This window comes from Alcanivorax nanhaiticus (genome assembly GCF_000756665.1).
GTDB lineage: Bacteria > Pseudomonadota > Gammaproteobacteria > Pseudomonadales > Alcanivoracaceae > Alcanivorax > Alcanivorax nanhaiticus.
In genome coordinates this window covers 39,447-57,385 of record NZ_ARXV01000021.1, presented here as the reverse complement: position 1 = coordinate 57,385, position 17,939 = coordinate 39,447, and the positions used below count along the sequence as shown (strand labels likewise).

The following is a 17,939-nucleotide window of genomic DNA, read 5'->3' as shown; positions in this document are numbered from 1 at the left end:
TTTGGTAGTGTGAACAGGCCCTATCCGAAAACCATCGACTTGCCACCGGATTCTCATTCCAGGCGACTCGGGAGCCTCTGAAGCCGAAGGCTCTTGCAAGGCTCTCTTTCTCTTAGACGGACAAATACCCGCTATCGTACTCAGGGGAGTGGCCTAAAAAAGGAAGCGGCTGGGGTTGCCAAATCAGGAGGACCACTGTGGTGCCTGCTGGCTCTTCTGGCCCTGGGCCCCACCGTAGGAGCGACGGTTCCGTCGCGATGCCGGAAGCCGTCTGAATGCACGTTCGTGCAAATATTGACCTAAAGAGCCAATGAAAAAGTCTGTAGAGCGAATGCAGATGCGAACAGGTGTCCACATAATGATTGCGTCGATGAGGTCCCATCCATCGACTGCGGAGTTCTGCTCCGTGTAGCTCTCCCGAGCCAAACTTTAATCGGCGCCCCATGGGCGCCGTTTTTTTTGCCGTTCAGCCATCGCCTGGTGCGACGCAGTGACAGTGCAAAAGGAGCCGATGATTTTAAAGGATGGGGATGCGGTAGGGACTGCAGAAATGCCGTTCTTCGTTGAACGTCCGTATTCGCTACGTTCACTTTTCGGGCCGCGCTGTGGATGTTACTGCGCCAAGCTTCGTTCCCAAAGGGCTGCGCTTCCTGCACTGCAGCCCTCCAGATAATGTTTGGCCAAGCTCAGTTCAGCATGAAGGTGACGTATTCCAGCTCACCCATCTTGCGGTTCACCAGCCATAGCCCCACCAACACACAAACACCCAGTGCCGCCATGTAACCAAAACCGAAGAACTGCGGCCCCAGCGACAGGCTAATGGCAGTAAAGATGATATTGAGCACCAGAAACAGGCTGGTCAGCAAAACCAGCATGCGACGCTGATCCAGGTAACAGAAGACGTTGATAATCGCGAGGAAAACCACCTGTAGGGCGGCTGCAACCAGCTGAACCTTGAGCAGAGGCAAATACAGTTCGGAAATCCCCAGAGCAGCAAAGATCTGCGCGCCGGTGGCCATAATCACCAGCGCCGCAATCGCCTGGATCTTGAGAATCTGGAAAATGCCCTGGCGGATGACAAAGACCATCTGGTTACGCATATCCTCGATATAGCTCAGCGACCCTCCTTCTCGTACTGCGGTATAGAAGTTGTTGTAGTACTCCACAAAATCCGTCTCCATGCGCACGAGAAATACTGCCATGCCTGGAATCAGGGAAAGATAGGAAAGAAAGACCGGGATATCGTAAATCAGTGAAGCGTGCATGGGCCCAATGACCTGGCCGCCCGTACCGGGGAAATACCAGAACATGATCTTGTCGGCCCAGACCCCGGCGTTATAGAACAGCCCGACAAACATCAGCGAGGGGAACAGATACTTGCTGCTGAAAAATTCGAAAGACACGATGCGAGTGGCGGGATAACCACGAACAATCAGCACCAGCATGCCACCCAACAATGTCACCTGACCGAACAAGAAACCCAGCAGCAATCCTTCAAGGTTGAAAACGCGCAGCCAGTAGGCACCCAGTACGGTAATCGAATAACCCAGAGCATATAGCCACAAGATCGCCTTGTACTGCTTCATGCCGGACAGGAATACCGTGGCGATCCAGATATTGCATAACACCACGAAACTGGCCACAACCAGTGCCCGGTAAAGAATGCTCTCACCGGGAAACAGGAATAACACCGTCAGCAAGCCAACCACACCAGCAATGGCCGTCACCAGCAGCGTAACCCCACCAAAGTTCGGCAGAATCAGCTCTTCCCGATTCTCAAAAACCCTGTCGGCACAGAAACGGGTAAAGGCGAGTTGCAGAAAGCCTGTCAGTATCAGACTGAGGGCAATCATATAGGTGACGGTCACCTGAAAGTGCGCGACCGCCACATCCGGGATCACCGTGCCGAGGCTGAAGATACCGATGATCAGAATGCCGATAATCGACAAGACCCAGGGACCGGAACTGATCACGCCCGCATAGGCATAGGCCCGGATCAATCCCAGCAGTGTGTCCTTGCGGAGCAGTTTGCGTAACTCAAACCCGATACCGGCCATCAGCGATGCCCCTCTTGCTGAGCCTGAGCCGCTGTCGCGCCGTCACCGGCCTGCATCAAATCGTGGTAGAGGGAACCATAGGCCTTGAACATTAATTCCTGGGTGTAGAAGGTCTCTACTCTCTGAATACCTGCCTGTTGTGCAGCATTCCAGGCCTGTTCATTGGTCAGCAACCGGTTGATCGCCTGGCCCAGCGCCTCAGGATCGGCAATACCCACCACTTCGCCGGCTTTGCCAAAGGCTTCATCTTCAGGACCCAGTCCCTCGATCAATTGCCGGCAGGAACCCACATCGGTGGAGACGCTTGGCACCCCGGCAGCCATGCCTTCCAGAATCACCAGAGGCAAGGCTTCACTGATGGAACTCAGCACCAACACCCCCACCTTCGGCAGCAATTCATCCACTTTCTGGAAACCCAGGAACTGCACGTTTTTCTGTAGCCCGAGGCTAGCTACCAACCCCCGGCATTCCTTGGCGTATTCCGGGTCTTCTTCCTCGGGACCGGCAATCCAGCCCTGTGCATCAGGCACTTCGTTGACCACCGTTCTCATGGCGCGCAAAAACGTTTTCACATCCTTGATCGGGACTACACGACCAACCAGGCAGGCAACCTTGGGCAACTCTCCTGTGCGCGTCTCACGCACATTCTCAAAACGCGGCAGATCGATACCATTGGGAATACAGCGGGTGCGTTCAGCAGGAGCACCATCGGCGACCTGTCGCTCACGATTACGTTCATACAACGCCACAATGTCATCCGCTGCCAGATAACACTGTTTGCCCAGCTCAGTGAAAAAATTCACCCACTTCTCACGAAAGTAGGCCATTTCCGCATTATTTTTCTCGACCAGGCCACGGTTGTCCGTGATCCACTCACTCTGAAACAGGTCGATTTTTCTTTCCTTGGTATAGATACCATGCTCAGAAAGCAGTAATGGCTTGCCGGTACGACGCTTGAGCAAAGCCCCCAGGAAACCGGCGTAGCCGGTGGAGATGGTGTGATACATCCTGGCCGGGATCAGGTTGTCGGCAATCTCGTTCAGCGCCCAGATTGGCGAATGCATGATCCTGACAGTCCAGAAGTAATCCACGAATGATGGATCACGACTTTGTTCCCGGTAGCATTTGGCAATGTATTCCCAACTGGCCCGGCTACGCAGGAAGGAGTCTTCCGAGAGCGCCTTGCCATCTCCGAGCTGGCTCACTATGTGCTCAAACATGGCCTCTTTTTGCTCGGTTTGCTTGCCGCTTTTGATCAAGTCATGAAACTTGCCAACTTGTTCATAGGCCGCCGCATCCCCTTTCATCGCTCGCTTCTGGGCTCCGCGCTGAAAGTCATGCAGATAATGGGTCTCCAAGTGCACCACATTATCGGGCAGCTGATATTTCATGGAACCGTAATCCTCAGGACGGCTGCCGATGAAACAACAGGCAAAGGAATACTGAGGAAAGCCCCGGATCATTTGATTGACCCAGCTGGAGACACCGCCGCTGACAAAGGGGAAAGTCCCTTCAAGCAGCAGACAGATATCGGCCTTGTCAGCGGTGGGAAAGCCCATGACTTCTCCAGTATTCAACGGATTTATTCAGAAAGGTGAACTGACTGTTATCGGAAATTTCACCCATGAGGCGGCGCACCAGCGGAAACTGACGACGCTCCATGGCAATTTCCGCCAACCATGGATTCACCTGGCTTGCAGAAAGCCCCAAACGGCGGGCAAAGACCAGGGATTGCTGGGCCCCGGAGGTATCACCCTGGGCTAGTTGTATCCTGCCCCGCAACACCCAGATGCCAGCATCCTGGGGTGCCTCCATGAGGGCCATGTCGGCGTAAAGCGCGGCCTTCTCCAGCGTCAATTTACGGATATCGCCTCGAACCAGGTCCTGGTAATTGAGCTCCCAGTACAGTTCTGACAGACGCCTCGTCAGCATGTAACGGCGTGATTCCTTCGCCCGTTCCAGCAATTGCAAAAGGCGATCAATATCACGCGTGATGGTCTTTTCTTTCTGATCGAGGATGCCGTAGGAGAGCAACCGGATATCTTCGAAATTGTCGCCCAGCGATTCGCGGAGCACCTTGCCTGTCACCCGAGCTGGCATGTCCTTGAGTACCAGCATCCCCTGCAGACGCAGCGAATCCGGCGAATCCGGATTGGAAAGCAGACTCTGGATATCGATCTGCCGGAATGTACTGCCGGAAGCGGCCTGCACCGGCGTGTAATAAGGATCTGCAACCAGTGAGAAGGGGCTTTCACGAAAGATGACCGGTAACCAGATACCAACAACGATGCCGCCCAGCAAGGTAAAGAGCCCAATAGCCGGGATAAAAAACGCGAACGCAAAAATCAGCAACCATGACACCACCGTCGGAGTGCGAAACCGCAGAGGCAGTAACCGCCAGGCCACCAGCGCCATCAGCGCTGCGGCCACTCCATGGGCCATCAGATAGAGCAGGAAGTGCGTCAGCGATGTGTCATCGCTCAGCAGCAACAATAACGATGCGGCTTCCGCACTGACCGCCAGCACCACCAGCTTCAGCTCAGACACGCCCGGCCTCCAGCAACTCCTCAAGCTGCACTTCGGGAGCACGGGTATCCATGTGCCGATAGAAGAAGCGTACCCCAGCCTGGCGCAGACTCATGAAAGCAAACTCTTCCTGTAGCCATTGCTCCGTTCGCAACACAAATCCTTCCAGACCTGAGACGCCCGTCATCGGCATCATGATCAGCAGCGTGCGGTCTGACACCCACCAAGCAAGATCGAGGCTACGCAGGCCTCGTCCCAGGGCATCCAGGATCAACCCGGCCTGTTCACTGTCATCCGCCACGAACAGGGTCAGGGAGGTTTCCACCTTGCCCTCCTCGCGCAGCCGACTGAGCGCCACCATTTCGCGCGCCATCTGGAAAGGCAGCTCCGGCCATTGCTGCAGCAGGGATTGTGCCTCCTTCCCTGCATACACCACATCCGCATAGAAGTTGAGTAGCACAGAGAGCAACTGCAAGTTCTCGTGATTAACCGACAGGAATGGCATCCGCTCGACCACCAGAACACCAATGATGTCACCGGCACTGTTACTCACTGGAGCACTCACCAGATAGGCACCGTGATAGTGCTCCTCACGCTCATGCTGAACATGGGCCAGCAACCGGTTTTCCATGGCATGAGCCAGCAGCGCATTATCCTTTTCCAGAGGCTTGTTCTCACCCAGCAGTGCAGCGGGCGTTTCATCAATCACACCATCCCAACAGGCATAAAGCGCCGCCCGCTGCAGCTGGCAGTAATCCGCCAGAATGCCCAGCAGATCATCCCCCGCCGGCAAGCTGATTTCGCGGCTTTCTTCCAGTGTCAGACTACGCAAGCGAAGCAGGGCATCACGCACGGTGTAGGGCTTGGTCAACAGATTTTCTTCAAGCCGGTCATGGGAAAGGCGGAGCAGGACAAACCGCTGGGTGAGGTTTTTCAATCGCTCCAGGGAATAGCTCGCCGAGCTATCCGCACGCATCAAGCGAGTGCGCCACAGGTCAGAAAATTCGCCCGCGACTAGGGTCAATACCAAACCACCCAACATGGCACCTTCCGGGAAGGCCTGCTGCGAATAAACACCATACGTCTGGAGCGCAAACCAGCAGCCAATCAGACACAGCATGGCCCACACGCCCACCAGGCCGCCGTAGCGCAAGGCCACCACTACCGGCACAAGCAGAATCCAGTGGAACTCCGCCCCCAGAGCCATGGGATCAGCCGGACGCAGCCACAGGCCAATGCCCACCGCCACTGCCGTCAGCAGCAGGGTTTCGAACATGGACCACCCTACCCGCATGGAAGGGGCAAGCCACTGTGTCAATTTGCCGTTGGCGATCCGCTCCAGCATTAGTCCACTACCGATTTGAGCAGTTTGTCGATAACTTTCTGGCCGGTTTCACTCAGCGAATCACGCGCCCAACCCGCACGGGAAGCCGTACCGCTGTAAACGATCTTGTTGGAGGGCAGCTCACGAATTTCCAGCATCACGCCTACCGCGGGCTCGCCGTCGACACCGGTTTTGTAGCGCCATTCATGCACCACTCCACTGACCACATAATTGGCGTTCTGGGCACTCACCCATTGCGCCATTTTGTTTCGGCTGGCGCTGGAAGAAGCCTCAAACAATACGCCTTCGTTATCCGTTTCCGGATACACTTCAACGCGCTCAACGCCATGACGATAGAGAACCGCCTCCACGATGGCTGATCCCCTGAGCCCGGCCTGCGGGGTGGCTGTGCGATTCACCAGCGGCAGTACCAGCCAGGTACCCTCCGCCGACAGGTTGACCCCCTTGCTGCTACGAACGTGGGTGCACCCGGCAACCGCGATCATCAGCATGACTGCGATGAGAACTCTCATGACATTGCTCCCTAATAGTAAATTCTGTATTCCAGTGCCATCCGGTAGCTGTCTTCATCGCTACCGCCAGTATTGAGTTGCCGCTCAAGCAACAATTTCCAGGCATCACGCCCAATCAACGGCCCTTCAATACCGATCCGACCATTGACCCCATCTTTAAACAGACTGTTTTCGCTGTATCCCACTTCCGCCCAGGCTTGCAGTCGATGCGGTCGAATGTGTATATCGGTGCTACCCAGCAACAGCACGGCTTCTGTCTGGTAATAGTCTTGCGGGATTGCAGAGGTCGATTGCCCCGGTGGAATAAACTGGCGCACTTCCGCCATGCTTTGGCGTGTCTCGGTAAAGTCGGTACGGGTGTGGATCACCCTCAAGCCGGGAGAGAAACGGGACATCCAGGGACGCCAGGTGGAACCAATATTCAGGATGCGGCCCTCGCCAAGCACCTGATCATTCAAATCACGGTATTCGTAATCTGCGATATCAATGCGATTCTGCCAGCTGGAAGACGGGTTCCAGTTCAACGCCAGCAGGCTGCCGGTTCGGGAGCCGCCCAGAATCAACAATGAGGATTCATCCGCCGGCATGTGCCATTGGTATTCCAGGCCCAGCGACCACTCACGAGAAAGCCGCGCGCCAAGATCCAGTGCCGCCATGGTTTCCTGATTTTCCAGCAGGGTCCGCTGCCCCACATACAAATCATGCTGGTATCGGGAGCGACGATATTGCCAAATCGCCCCAACGCGACGTTCATCCTCATCAACCACCAACAAGGTATCGTCGTTACTGCTGAACGCTCTCTGATCCAGTTCCAGCGCCCATTGACTGAAACGGCCTACTGGCTGGTACTGGGTAAACGCCCACTCTTCAATATCGAGTGCCCCAATCCGCTGCAGACCCGCATCCAGTTGAGAGGAGCGTGCAAACGGCAGCAACAGATCTTCCTGCATGGGATGAGCGCCCGCCAGCTGAGGAGCACCGCGCTGCAGATCCATGAAAGTCGCCGCCGCCAGCGCAGGCTCTTCAAGCTGAAGCTGTACGTCCAGGTTTTCCTGGATGGAAAGGCGACGTCCATACTGCTCACGGACACGCGCTATCCCGTCCACATCGCTCTGCAGGGAGGCATAAGCCAGTGCAGTGCCGGCCCGCAGTTCACCCTCGGCCTGAAGCTTGCGCAGGTACCAGCCCAGCGCCAACTCCTGACTGGTCTGCAACAGCGACCATTGCGCCAACCACTCTGCCTTGTCTCCCTCGTCCATTTGATCCCGGGAGTCAGCCAGCGCATTAGCGCGATTCAGCGACGCATCACCATTTTCGAAATACTGGCCAAGCGCCTGCATCATGTAGTGATATTCGCCCCGCTGTTCGCTATCCACCTGTGCCGGCAGATTAGCCCACAGGTGACGCAGTACCGGCCAGGCCTCATCGCTACGACCTGCCGCCATCAGCGTCTGGGCATATTGCCACTGGCGCGACCAATCATTCGGGGATCTCTTCAGCAATGCAGCCTGGTAACGCAAGGCAGCGTCGGTATCACCCAACACCAGCCAGGCCGCAGCAAAAGCTTCCCAGTAGCTACTGTTACGCCGCCCTTCCGCTTCCCAGGCTTGCAAGCTTCGACGCAGGATATCTTTATTGCCAACAGCCACATGCAGCCACAGCCAGCTAATACGGGACTCGCGATCGTCAGGGGCGAGATAGAGTGCCCGTTCCAGAGACCGCCGCGCTTCCGCGTGTCGCTGATTACGCGCCTGATACGCCGCCTGAAACTGCATGAAGGGCGGATACTGCTCCAGCTTTTTTCGTCGCTCGGGGCTAAGTTGGGAAAGAAAAACCTCCACGCCAGTGTTGTCGCCGCGCTCCTGCAGGGCATAAAGCACGCCCACCGCCAGCGCTGGATCTTCCAGCTTGTCCCAGGCCCGCGACATCAGCGCAACCATCTCTTCCCGATCCTGGTAACGGATCAGATTGATATAGGTATACAGGTCAGGGATCGTGTCATCGTCATGGGCAATCAGCTGTTCATAATTTTCGCGAGCGACGTCCCAGCGCCCCTGCTCCGCCGCCATAACCGCCAGCTGACGGGTAATCAGCGGGGAGTAATCCAGGCCCCGAGCATCGCGGATCAAATTATCCAGTGCCTTGTCCCGCTCCCCTTGAACCCATTGAATGCGGGAAGCATGCAGTGCCATGTCATGCTGAGGGCCATATCGGTCCATATAGTCGCGCGCATAACCGGCTGCTTGCCGATCCGCACCCTGATTCAGGGACAGCAACATCATTTGCCGCAAGGCCGGGCGGCTTGGGTACCGGCGATTCCAGTCCCTGAAAAACGCCACGCCATCAGCAGGCTTACCAGCCAGCTCGTACTGGCGAGCAATTTTTTCAATCAGATCCGCATCCCGAGGAGTCGCTCGCAAGGATTTCTGGTGCGCCTTGAGCACCAGCTCATCGTGATAAATCGCCGGTGCCAGCTGCATGACTTCATCCCAGGCCTGCTGGGAATCAGATAACTCTGCGACTTTACGCCAGGCCTCCAGAGAGGTTTGCGGGTCCCCCTGCCAGCGCGCGATCTGAGCCAGACGCTCCCACCAGCGCACATCATCAGGACGCCAGTACAAAGCGTTTTCAATGACCTGGCGAGCACGCACCAGATTGCCGGCCCCGACAAACACCTGATAGCTGTCGTTGTAGTACGCTTCGACATAAGGTTCCGGTGGCTGAGCATGTCCATAACCGCTCAGCAACAACACACCGAAAAGCCATCCCCGCCACTGCATTAACGATCACTCCCGGGAAGGCGTAGCAACAGCACCGCATAGTGCTGGGCCTGGGGCACATCGGCGCACGCCAGCGACAGGTTCATCAGCCGGTAAAGCACATCCTTATCCTTGAGAAACGCCTGATCTCGCTCGCGCATGACGCGAACCGCTTCCGCATACAGTTCGCCAGCCTGAAGTACTTCCAGTGCTGACAGAAAGGCTTGCCGGCGTGCGGAATAATCGCTACTGGCATCCATGGCTGCCAGATGAGCCTCGGCGGCTTCCTGATAACGTCCATCACCCAGCAGCAGGCGCGCTGACAGCGCGTGCAACTTCTCGGCCCCCTGCCCCTGTGCGGCAAGTTGCCGGTAGAAACGAACCGCCTGATCCACCAAGCCCATGGCCATGGCCATTTCTGCCGCTTGGTCAGCTTGTTCGGCAGTTAGCTGGCTAACATCCAGTGCCTGAATCTCTTCCCGGGTTTGGGGATAAAGCGACGACCCTGGACGCTGTGCAGGTTGCATCGCCATCAACTGAATAAAATCACCACGCAATTCGAGCCAGGCGATTTCCGCATCGAACCCGAACTCCGGTCCCCTGGGAATCAATTCCATTTGAACAGAAGCCTGACGATAGAGGCCCTGCTCAACCAATTCACGGGCCAGCAGTATTCTCAACTCATAGTCATCTGGCTTGGCGCGCAACCAGGCCTTCATATAACTCAGGCTCACGGCATCCAGCCGAGCGTTACGCAGTGTCTCTGACAAATTTCGTGGAAACACCAGCCAGAACGCCACCAGAATCACCACCAACAGAACCACCAGCTCAGGAAAGCGGGCAACACTCAGGCGATCAGTGCGAACATTGTAGCCGTAGCTCTTCGAGCCCATGCCGCGCACTCCTGTAGTGATACACCCCACCGCTTCGACGCGAAGGTGAAAGAATTTTGCCGTTGTGCCTTAACTGACACCCGGATACGTTAGCCAGCGCAAACGACAGCCCCTCATAGCCCTGCAGCGAAAAACGCAGACCATCCGGTAATTGCTGGAAAGACGTCAGGCGTGCATTGGCCTGCTGAAGATAGGGGGCACCCGGGTTCTCTTCGCCCTGCCAAATTGCCTTGTCTCCAGCAAGGTGCAGATAACGTCCCGGCTTGTCTTCCCGGTAACCGGCCACCCCTTCACTGCGGTTCAGGTCAGGGAAAGGCAATGACGACGGTAATCTGAGCGTTCGCAACTCCCCAGAGCCTTTGACTATCCAGCGGTCTCCTTCCCGGGCGATGGCCATGTCGTTGAAATCCAGCACTTTGCGGGCGTAATCAGATGCAAAAACAGGATGCAGATCCTGTTTCTGCGCCCATTCATACACATTGATCAAAGACGCCAGTGACGCATTCTTGCTGGCGATATAGGTGTGGTAGTAAATATCCACTGGCTTGAAACGATGAGGGGTTTCCGTCAGTTCAAAAGTTTCGATCACCCGGTTGAACCCGTAAAAAGGGCCTGTCCATTCATGGGTGTAGATATTTTCATTCTGGTTGGGCGCATACACTTGATACTCGTCACCCTTGGGCACGCCAATGCCTTTAATCAGTGTCCATGTTGGCGCACTGCGCGTGATGACCGTGTCACTGCCGTTCATGTTTAGCAGGCCGTTTTCACGCGCCACTTTCAACGCCTCTGGCGTCGGGATCGTATCGCCACTCCACAGCACCATGCGGGTCTTCTTGCCTGGTGGCAGCAATCGGTTGTCGATATAGGCTGCGGAACCTGCCACTTCACGCTCAGGGCTCATGGCATATTGCGGGATCGGCAGACGCAACTGCCCCTCTTCGCCATACAGGCTGGTGGGGTTTTCCTGAGAGTCATACCAGAAGAACGGGTGTGAATAGGTATGGGTAGCCGCTTCCACATGCTCCAGGGCAAAAATCTGCCGGGCAATATGCTCAAGCTGCGCCGACATTTTCGGATAAAGCCCTTGCGGTGAGGTCTCACCTTCGATGATGGAAACCGTTGTAGGCACCCTGTACTTCTTGAGCACTTCCTCGAGCATTACCAGCGCATCCGGCTGCCCCTGGTAACCCTTTACCTCAGCCAGGCTGGGGAAACCATCGCCATCCACATGGGCAAAAAACAGCCGCTTGCCATTCTCCGTGGTGACATCGGGAATCGGCATGTCAGGTAGCTTCAGCGCATCTCGCATGAAGGTCAGCGGATTGAGCATCCAGCGCTCCAACCCCTGCCCCTGTACGGCTGGCAAGGTGGAACGAATTACATAGGGATTGAAGGCGTAGCCTCCCCATTCTGTCATGGCAACCGGCATGTAATGCTGTGCCCCTGACACCAGCTCCAGCCAGGGGGTGGTGACCTGGGTGTTATAGAGTGGTTCACCTACCGGCATATACGCAGGCAATGGCGCTTCGAAGCCCATGGCTTCATGCTGAGAGATTGCCTTGGGCAATTCGCGCGGATTATTACGCCCCTGAAAACCAAAAATGCCACCATTAGGGCCGAGCGGATCCACTGCTGGATAGCCCACCATCACGATAGGCACACCCGCCGTGCGCTGAGTCACCAGCCAATCTTCAAAATCCGGGCTGGCAATACCGTCCTTTTCCAGCCAGATCACAATACCGGCATAGCGACCGCGCAACTGACCTGTGGGCATGGGCTCGTCGATTTCCTTGATCTCAGGAACCAACCCCTGGAACTGCAGGGGCATCAACCCATAACGCACTGCATCGGCCAGCTCCCACACCCTTTCCTCATTGCCGCCGTGAACCACCAGCACCCGCCTGGGGAGGATTTCCCTTACCCCAACCCCGATACTGTCAATCGCCGGATTGGTGATCCACGGGATCACTCCATGCGTGGCAATGTTCGCGGCCAAGGCGCGGGCTTCGTCACGTTGCGACGGCGCGGCGTAGTCGATGGCGATACTTTCTACACCATAGTCCTCGCGACTTTTGCGGAAGGCTTCCAGCAACCATACTCTGTCCGCTTCAGGCACCGCCTGATAGGCCTGTTTGTCTGGCTGCCAACTCTGGTAGAGCGACTCTGCCGCAATGGCATCCACCTGCGCCGAAATCATCGGCATCAGCTCGAAGCCGCGATTAAAGATAAAGCGCGCCTCAGGGAAACGGGTGCCGACCGCATTGATCAAGGCCGCCAACCCTTCACGCTGCACCTGCCGCCCCGCCTCATCAGTGACCGCCAGTTGATAGCTGTCCAGCGTATCCAGGAAAAAGCCCCGGTAGCCCTGTTTCCAGAGCGGCGCAAAAACCTGTTCCAGGAACAGCTCTCGCAATTCGGGGGAGGATTGATCCAGCAGGATAGAGCCCCAGTTGGCGTTAACGCCTAGCTTCCACTCGGGCTGAATCAGGGAAAAATAGGGCCGGGAAGCCAGCACTTCACCAAGGCTGACATAGGCATAGAAGGTTTGATCGCGTAAACGGGAAGGCACCCCATCCGCCTGCCCGGGTTCCACTACCGGGTAGTCGTACAGCGTCAGCTCGGACCAGGGAATCGACTCCCCATAATAAAAAGCCGCAGCGGCATCAGGTGCCGTCCACCCCCTGCCAGAAAGGACAAGGAGCAAACCACCCAGAAGCATCATCAACCGATACAAACGTGCGCTCCTTCACATTATTTGCGTGACTTGTGTGCGCTTTATACAGGAAATATGACAGCTCCGGGAGAAACATTTGTCCAACAAAAACAAAAATTTAACTACTTGACTAGCAATTTAATGCTTAAGCATTAGAGGTGGCGACTCTCTCGCCCGAATTGAGGTCTCAGAAAGGCCATCTGGTCACCCCTAATCCTGTGACTGTTAATCAGCGCCAGATATTCCGCCATGTTGGGCACATAAGGCAGGGCGAGCAAGTCCATCTCGATCTCCTCCAGAAGACGGCTTCCCTTGCGCTGGTTACAACGTCGGCAGGCCGATACCACATTCGACCAGATATCCCGCCCCCCTCGGGAAGTGGGTACGATGTGATCTCGGGTCAAAGCCTGCTCCGAAAACGGCTTGCCGCAGTACAAGCAAAGTTGCTGATCACGACGAAACAGTGCCCGGTTAGTCAGTGGAGGCGCACGGCGCCGTTGCGAATGAATAGTGCCGTCACAAGCGATAATCGAATGCAGTGCCAGCGTTGACCGCTTGCCAGTATGGCGACAGATCCCCCCTTGGGGCCGATAAATCACATCGCCTAACGTCCATGTCACCAACCCACGAGCATACAACGTTGCGGCCATTTGCCAGTCCAGCCACTCAACGGGGGTGCCCCCCTTATCCAGCCGCAGGATACGTTCACTCATGGGTAACTTCTCCAGTGCAGTTATTGTTGGATTGGGATGTTACGGGTACAGCAATGACGGTTCGGCGACAGCCAGAGAAAAAGAAGAAAAGGAGGGAAAAGAGACAAGGAGGCCGGCAGACGAAGTCTGGTGAGAGGAAATCGGGTTGCCGTAAAACAAACAACACTATCGCCCTGCCCTTGTTGAGGTGTCTATGGTTAACCTGCCCCGACAGGCTAACCATAGACGATCAAATAATAACCAGCCAGGTACCCCCATCGCAACCCAGGAACTACGGTAACTCCTGAAACCCGGGTAAACGGTAACAGGCCGACACGCTCGCTCCGGTATTGTCGCCGTCAGTCATGATCGCCACGGCATCGATCACTTCCACATCCATATTGTGATAACGACGAAAATCCTCTCTCACATTGCGTGAAAATGCCTGCCAGCCCTCCGTCAGACCAGGGCCTTGTACAACAACCATCTGCGCCTGGCGAGCAAAGGGGTTGGGCCAATGGGCACCAGGCGAATACTGTCTTGACCAGACATAGTTGATCGCCCGGCTCTGCCAGGGAAACAACCCCTCCCGTATGACATATACCCGGGCCTGAAAGTCATCCCCGTCTTTGAGCTTTTCATCTACGGCAGGCCAGTCAGGGAGCTCACGCCCCAACCACTGCCAATGCAGATAAGGGGTCTCGGCCAGATCAATCCGCTGGCGCAACACCAGACCGGATGCCGTGCCCTGCGCCTGCGCCTTCCAGCAGTTTCCCTCCTGGTAGTAGCGCGTTTCACCCTTGAAGCGTATCGCTTCCCAGCCCTGTGGGACCTGTGAAACCGCCACACAGGGCCAGAAGGCCAAAGACAAAAGCCAGATTTTCGGTAAACATTTGACTACCGGGTCGGTCACAAACCTCGTGTTCATCGGCTTTTTTCCTAAAATAGACACACTGTTTACGTGGAACAGCTCTCCGCTAACCACCCGGAGGTCCTGTGTTTTCCGCGAGCCACATTGTTTTGAGGGTATTTCATGGAGTTTGATTACATTATTGTCGGTGCCGGCTCTGCCGGTTGTGTACTGGCCAATCGGCTTTCCGAAAACCCGGATAACCGGGTATGCCTGCTGGAAGCCGGCCCCGCTGACAACAGCCTCTTTATCCGCATTCCCGCCGGCATCATTCTGATGATGCGATCCAACTCCCGAAACTGGCGTTACTACACCGTACCGCAAAAAGCCCTGAATAACCGCCAGATCTATATTCCGCGCGGCAAGACGCTCGGCGGCTCATCCGCAGTGAATGCCATGTGTTATACCCGTGGTCACAAATGGGATTACGACCACTGGGCAGAGTTGGGCAATGAAGGCTGGAGCTATGACGATGTCCTGCCAGTGTTCAAGCGCTCCGAACACTACGAAGATGGCGAAAACGCCTTCCACGGTACTGGCGGCAAGCTGAACATCGCCAACCTGCGCTTCTCCCACCCGGTAAGTAATGCCTTCATTCGTGCAGGCGTAGAAGCAGGTCACCCGGAAACCGACGATTTCAACAATGATGTGCAGGAAGGGGTTGGCCTTTACAAGGTGAACCAGAAAGACGGGGAACGCTGCGGCGTTTCCCGTGCCTACTTGCATCCGGTGCTGGACCGCCCGAACCTGACGGTCCTGACCAACTGCCTCGCCAATCGCGTGCTGTTCGAAGGCAAGCGTGCTGTCGGTGTCGAAGTAGAGCACAATGGCCAGATCCGCACCCTCAAGGCCAGCCGCGAGGTTATCCTGTCCGGCGGCTCAATCAACTCTCCGCAAGTTCTCAAACTGTCTGGGGTCGGGCCTGCCGCAGAACTGGCCGAGCACAATATCCCGCTGGTTCACGAACTGCCCGGCGTAGGCGAGAACCTTCAAGATCACCCTGATGTTCTGGTGGTTAACAAGAGCCTGAAAAAAGACACTCTGAGCCTGGATCCTGTTTCACTGCTGATGACCGGTCTGAAAGGCATCTTTGATTTCTTCTATCGTCGTAGCGGTCAGCTCACCTCCAATGTGGCGGAAGCAGGGGGCTTCATCAAATCACGTCCTGAAGAAGCGATCCCGGATCTGCAGCTTCATTTGACCGCAGCACGCCTGGATAATCATGGCCTGAACCTGGGCTTCAGCATGGGCCACGGCTACTCCGGGCACGTCTGCATCCTGCGCCCGAAGAGCCGGGGCAACATTACCCTGCGAGATGCCAACCCTCGCTCCCCCGCGCTGATTGATCCACGCTTCCTTGAACATCCTGATGACATGGAAGGCATGCTTCGCGGCCTGAAAACAATGCGAAACATCATGGGCCAGGATGCACTGAAAGAATGGCGCGGTGAAGAAATCTTCCCGGGCAAGGATGTGCAGAGTGATGATGAACTGCGCGATTTCCTGCGTCGCAAATGCGACAACATCTACCACCCGGTTGGTACCTGCAAGATGGGTAACGATGACATGGCCGTGGTCGACAGCCAGCTGCGTGTTCATGGGCTGGAAGGACTGCGGGTGATTGATGCCTCTATCATGCCGACTCTGGTGGGTGGCAACACCAACGCCCCCACCGTAATGATTGCCGAAAAAGGCGCAGATTTCATTCTCGCCGACAACATCTGAGCCAGCCTCATTGCCACCGGTATTCAAGCCTGAAACCGGTGGCAATGTTCACACTACTGTCATCTTCTTTTTACACACTCTCCCCTCAATTCGATTTTTCGCCAAATCCATTTTGGGGGGTTTATGGTGGATGCAGTATCGTCGCCGCGTGCTCAGCTGGTTGAGCTGTTGTGGCAACTCAAACAAAACTTTGATCAGGAAAACGACAGCAGTCTGCGCTTTGTGCATTTCAATACGCTGTTAAACGATCCTGTGTATCGCGCAGAGATCATCAAGCGAGCCACACAGAGTGACAACCGCAAAATCCGCGCTCTGGGGCTCAAGCTGCAACAAGCCAACCGCGACGGCGTGCTGCTTAACAAACGTCCAGGCGGTTCATCACCTTCACCCGCCATCACCAATCCAGACATTGCTGAAACCCTGAACCAGCACAAGCCGAATCAAAGCCAACGACAAAGCCGCCGGGCCATTTCTGCCTGGCTCACTCTCGCCGTAGTGATGCTCGGAATCATTGGCTACTTTGGCTACCAACCCGTCCATGAGGCGCTAGCTGGACGTCATGTGGTCAAAGGTTCGCTAACGGGTACGCATACCTGGACCGCCAAAAGCACCTGGATTCTGGAGGGGATTGTCTACGTAGAGGCCGGGAGCAGCCTGACCATTGAACCGGGAACCCGTATCGAGGGGCGGCCCGGTTCGGCACTGGTGGTTACCCGTGATGCCACCCTGTTTGCCCGTGGTCAGGAAAACGCCCCCATCGTCTTTACCAGCAACCAGGCTTCAGGTACCCGCACTGCGGGAGACTGGGGTGGCGTAGTGTTGCTTGGCAATGCGCCAGTGAATGTGGCCAATGCCCAAATCGAAGGAGTTCCCCATGGTGATACCCGCGGCCAGTTTGGCGGCAGCGATGCAGAATCATCCTGCGGAGTGATGGAATACACCCGCATCGAGTATGCGGGTTTTGAGGTATACGCCAATAATGAACTGAACGGGCTGACGCTGGGTGGCTGCGGCAGCAATACTATTATCCGCAACGTACAGGTTCACCGTGCGTTGGACGATGGCATTGAAGTCTTTGGGGGCACCGTCAACCTCAAGCACATTGTCATTACCGGCGCGGGTGATGACTCACTCGATTGGGACATGGGCTGGCGCGGCAATGTGCAGTTTCTGGTGGCACAGCAACATCCCAACGTGGGCGATAATGCTTTCGAGGGAGACAACCTGAAAGCCAATCCGCTCGCCACACCGGTCTCAGAGCCTACTCTGTACAACATTACCTTGATCAGCCCGCGAAGCCATGAAAAATACCACCGCGCGATGACTCTCAAGGTCGGCACGGGCGGACACTTTCATAACATGATTATTGATGGTTTCTCCGGCGAAACCATCGACCTGAAAGGGAGCGAAACGGTAGGTCGTATCGCCACAAATCAATTGAGTTTCAACAGCATGATGGTGCACCGGGTAGGTAGTCGTGGTCTGACGTTCTTCGATGCAGAACATCTGGATAGTGACGACGACGGCGGTTTCGACGAAAGACGCTATTTTCAGAGCAGCGCCGTTAACGCCCAGTTCGGCACGGACCCACTACTTACCCGGGATGCCTATAGTCTTTCCCACCCGGATTTTGCCCCCACAGCCCGCTCCCCGGCTCGCAACGGTGCCAGCTCAATTCCCCAAGGTGAATTCTGGGATGAAGCCGCCACCTATCTGGGTGCTATCCGGCCAGGTAGCGTGCAGAACTGGACGGATGGGTGGACCAGTTATCCGTTGAATTGATATAGAAGCTAGTAACGAGTTT

12 protein-coding genes are annotated in these 17,939 nt (G+C 56.0%); 2 read left to right on the top strand and 10 right to left on the bottom strand.

The annotated features are described in order from the left end of the window. Nucleotides 1–686 precede the first annotated feature (686 nt). The 10 genes from pelG to Y5S_RS17980 form a co-directional block, all read right to left on the bottom strand. Nucleotides 687–2,057, bottom strand: a complete 1,371-nt coding sequence (pelG, locus tag Y5S_RS18025; RefSeq protein ID WP_035235035.1) for an exopolysaccharide Pel transporter PelG — start codon at nt 2,055–2,057, stop codon at nt 687–689. Continuing rightward, on the bottom strand, nt 2,057–3,616 hold the full coding sequence (pelF, locus tag Y5S_RS18020) for a GT4 family glycosyltransferase PelF (RefSeq protein WP_035235033.1): 1,560 nt from the start codon (nt 3,614–3,616) through the stop codon (nt 2,057–2,059). The genes pelG and pelF overlap by 1 nt, the downstream gene beginning before the upstream one ends. Then, complete coding sequence (locus Y5S_RS18015; RefSeq protein ID WP_035235031.1) at nt 3,597–4,604, bottom strand: hypothetical protein; 1,008 nt, start codon at nt 4,602–4,604, stop codon at nt 3,597–3,599. The genes pelF and Y5S_RS18015 overlap by 20 nt, the downstream gene beginning before the upstream one ends. After that, nucleotides 4,597–5,928, bottom strand: coding sequence for a PelD GGDEF domain-containing protein (locus tag Y5S_RS18010; protein WP_035235029.1), 1,332 nt, complete (start codon nt 5,926–5,928; stop codon nt 4,597–4,599). The genes Y5S_RS18015 and Y5S_RS18010 overlap by 8 nt, the downstream gene beginning before the upstream one ends. Beyond that, nucleotides 5,928–6,440, bottom strand: coding sequence for a hypothetical protein (locus Y5S_RS18005; RefSeq protein ID WP_035235027.1), 513 nt, complete (start codon nt 6,438–6,440; stop codon nt 5,928–5,930). The genes Y5S_RS18010 and Y5S_RS18005 overlap by 1 nt, the downstream gene beginning before the upstream one ends. Before the next feature lie 11 nt (nt 6,441–6,451). Next, entirely contained in the window at nt 6,452–9,220 is a 2,769-nt protein-coding gene (locus Y5S_RS18000) for a tetratricopeptide repeat protein (protein ID WP_035235026.1), read from the bottom strand. Next, nucleotides 9,220–10,092, bottom strand: coding sequence for a tetratricopeptide repeat protein (locus Y5S_RS17995; protein WP_035235025.1), 873 nt, complete (start codon nt 10,090–10,092; stop codon nt 9,220–9,222). The genes Y5S_RS18000 and Y5S_RS17995 overlap by 1 nt, the downstream gene beginning before the upstream one ends. Continuing rightward, complete coding sequence (locus Y5S_RS17990) at nt 10,055–12,829, bottom strand: bifunctional glycoside hydrolase 114/ polysaccharide deacetylase family protein (protein ID WP_231552743.1); 2,775 nt, start codon at nt 12,827–12,829, stop codon at nt 10,055–10,057. The genes Y5S_RS17995 and Y5S_RS17990 overlap by 38 nt, the downstream gene beginning before the upstream one ends. Nucleotides 12,830–12,960: 131 nt before the next feature. Further along, nucleotides 12,961–13,521, bottom strand: a complete 561-nt coding sequence (locus tag Y5S_RS17985; RefSeq protein WP_035235021.1) for an HNH endonuclease — start codon at nt 13,519–13,521, stop codon at nt 12,961–12,963. A 271-nt stretch (nt 13,522–13,792) separates the two neighbouring features. Then, nucleotides 13,793–14,428, bottom strand: coding sequence for a DUF3047 domain-containing protein (locus tag Y5S_RS17980; protein WP_052041701.1), 636 nt, complete (start codon nt 14,426–14,428; stop codon nt 13,793–13,795). Nucleotides 14,429–14,533: 105 nt separating this feature from the next. Here Y5S_RS17980 and Y5S_RS17975 point away from each other — a divergent pair, with 105 nt between their 5' ends. Together Y5S_RS17975 and Y5S_RS17970 are read left to right on the top strand one after the other, a co-directional pair. Continuing rightward, a complete protein-coding gene (locus Y5S_RS17975) occupies nt 14,534–16,135 on the top strand; it encodes a GMC family oxidoreductase (protein ID WP_035235017.1) in 1,602 nt (533 codons plus the stop codon). 123 nt (nt 16,136–16,258) lie between these two features. Next, entirely contained in the window at nt 16,259–17,917 is a 1,659-nt protein-coding gene (locus Y5S_RS17970; RefSeq protein WP_035235016.1) for a hypothetical protein, read from the top strand. The last annotated feature ends 22 nt before the right edge of the window (nt 17,918–17,939 follow it).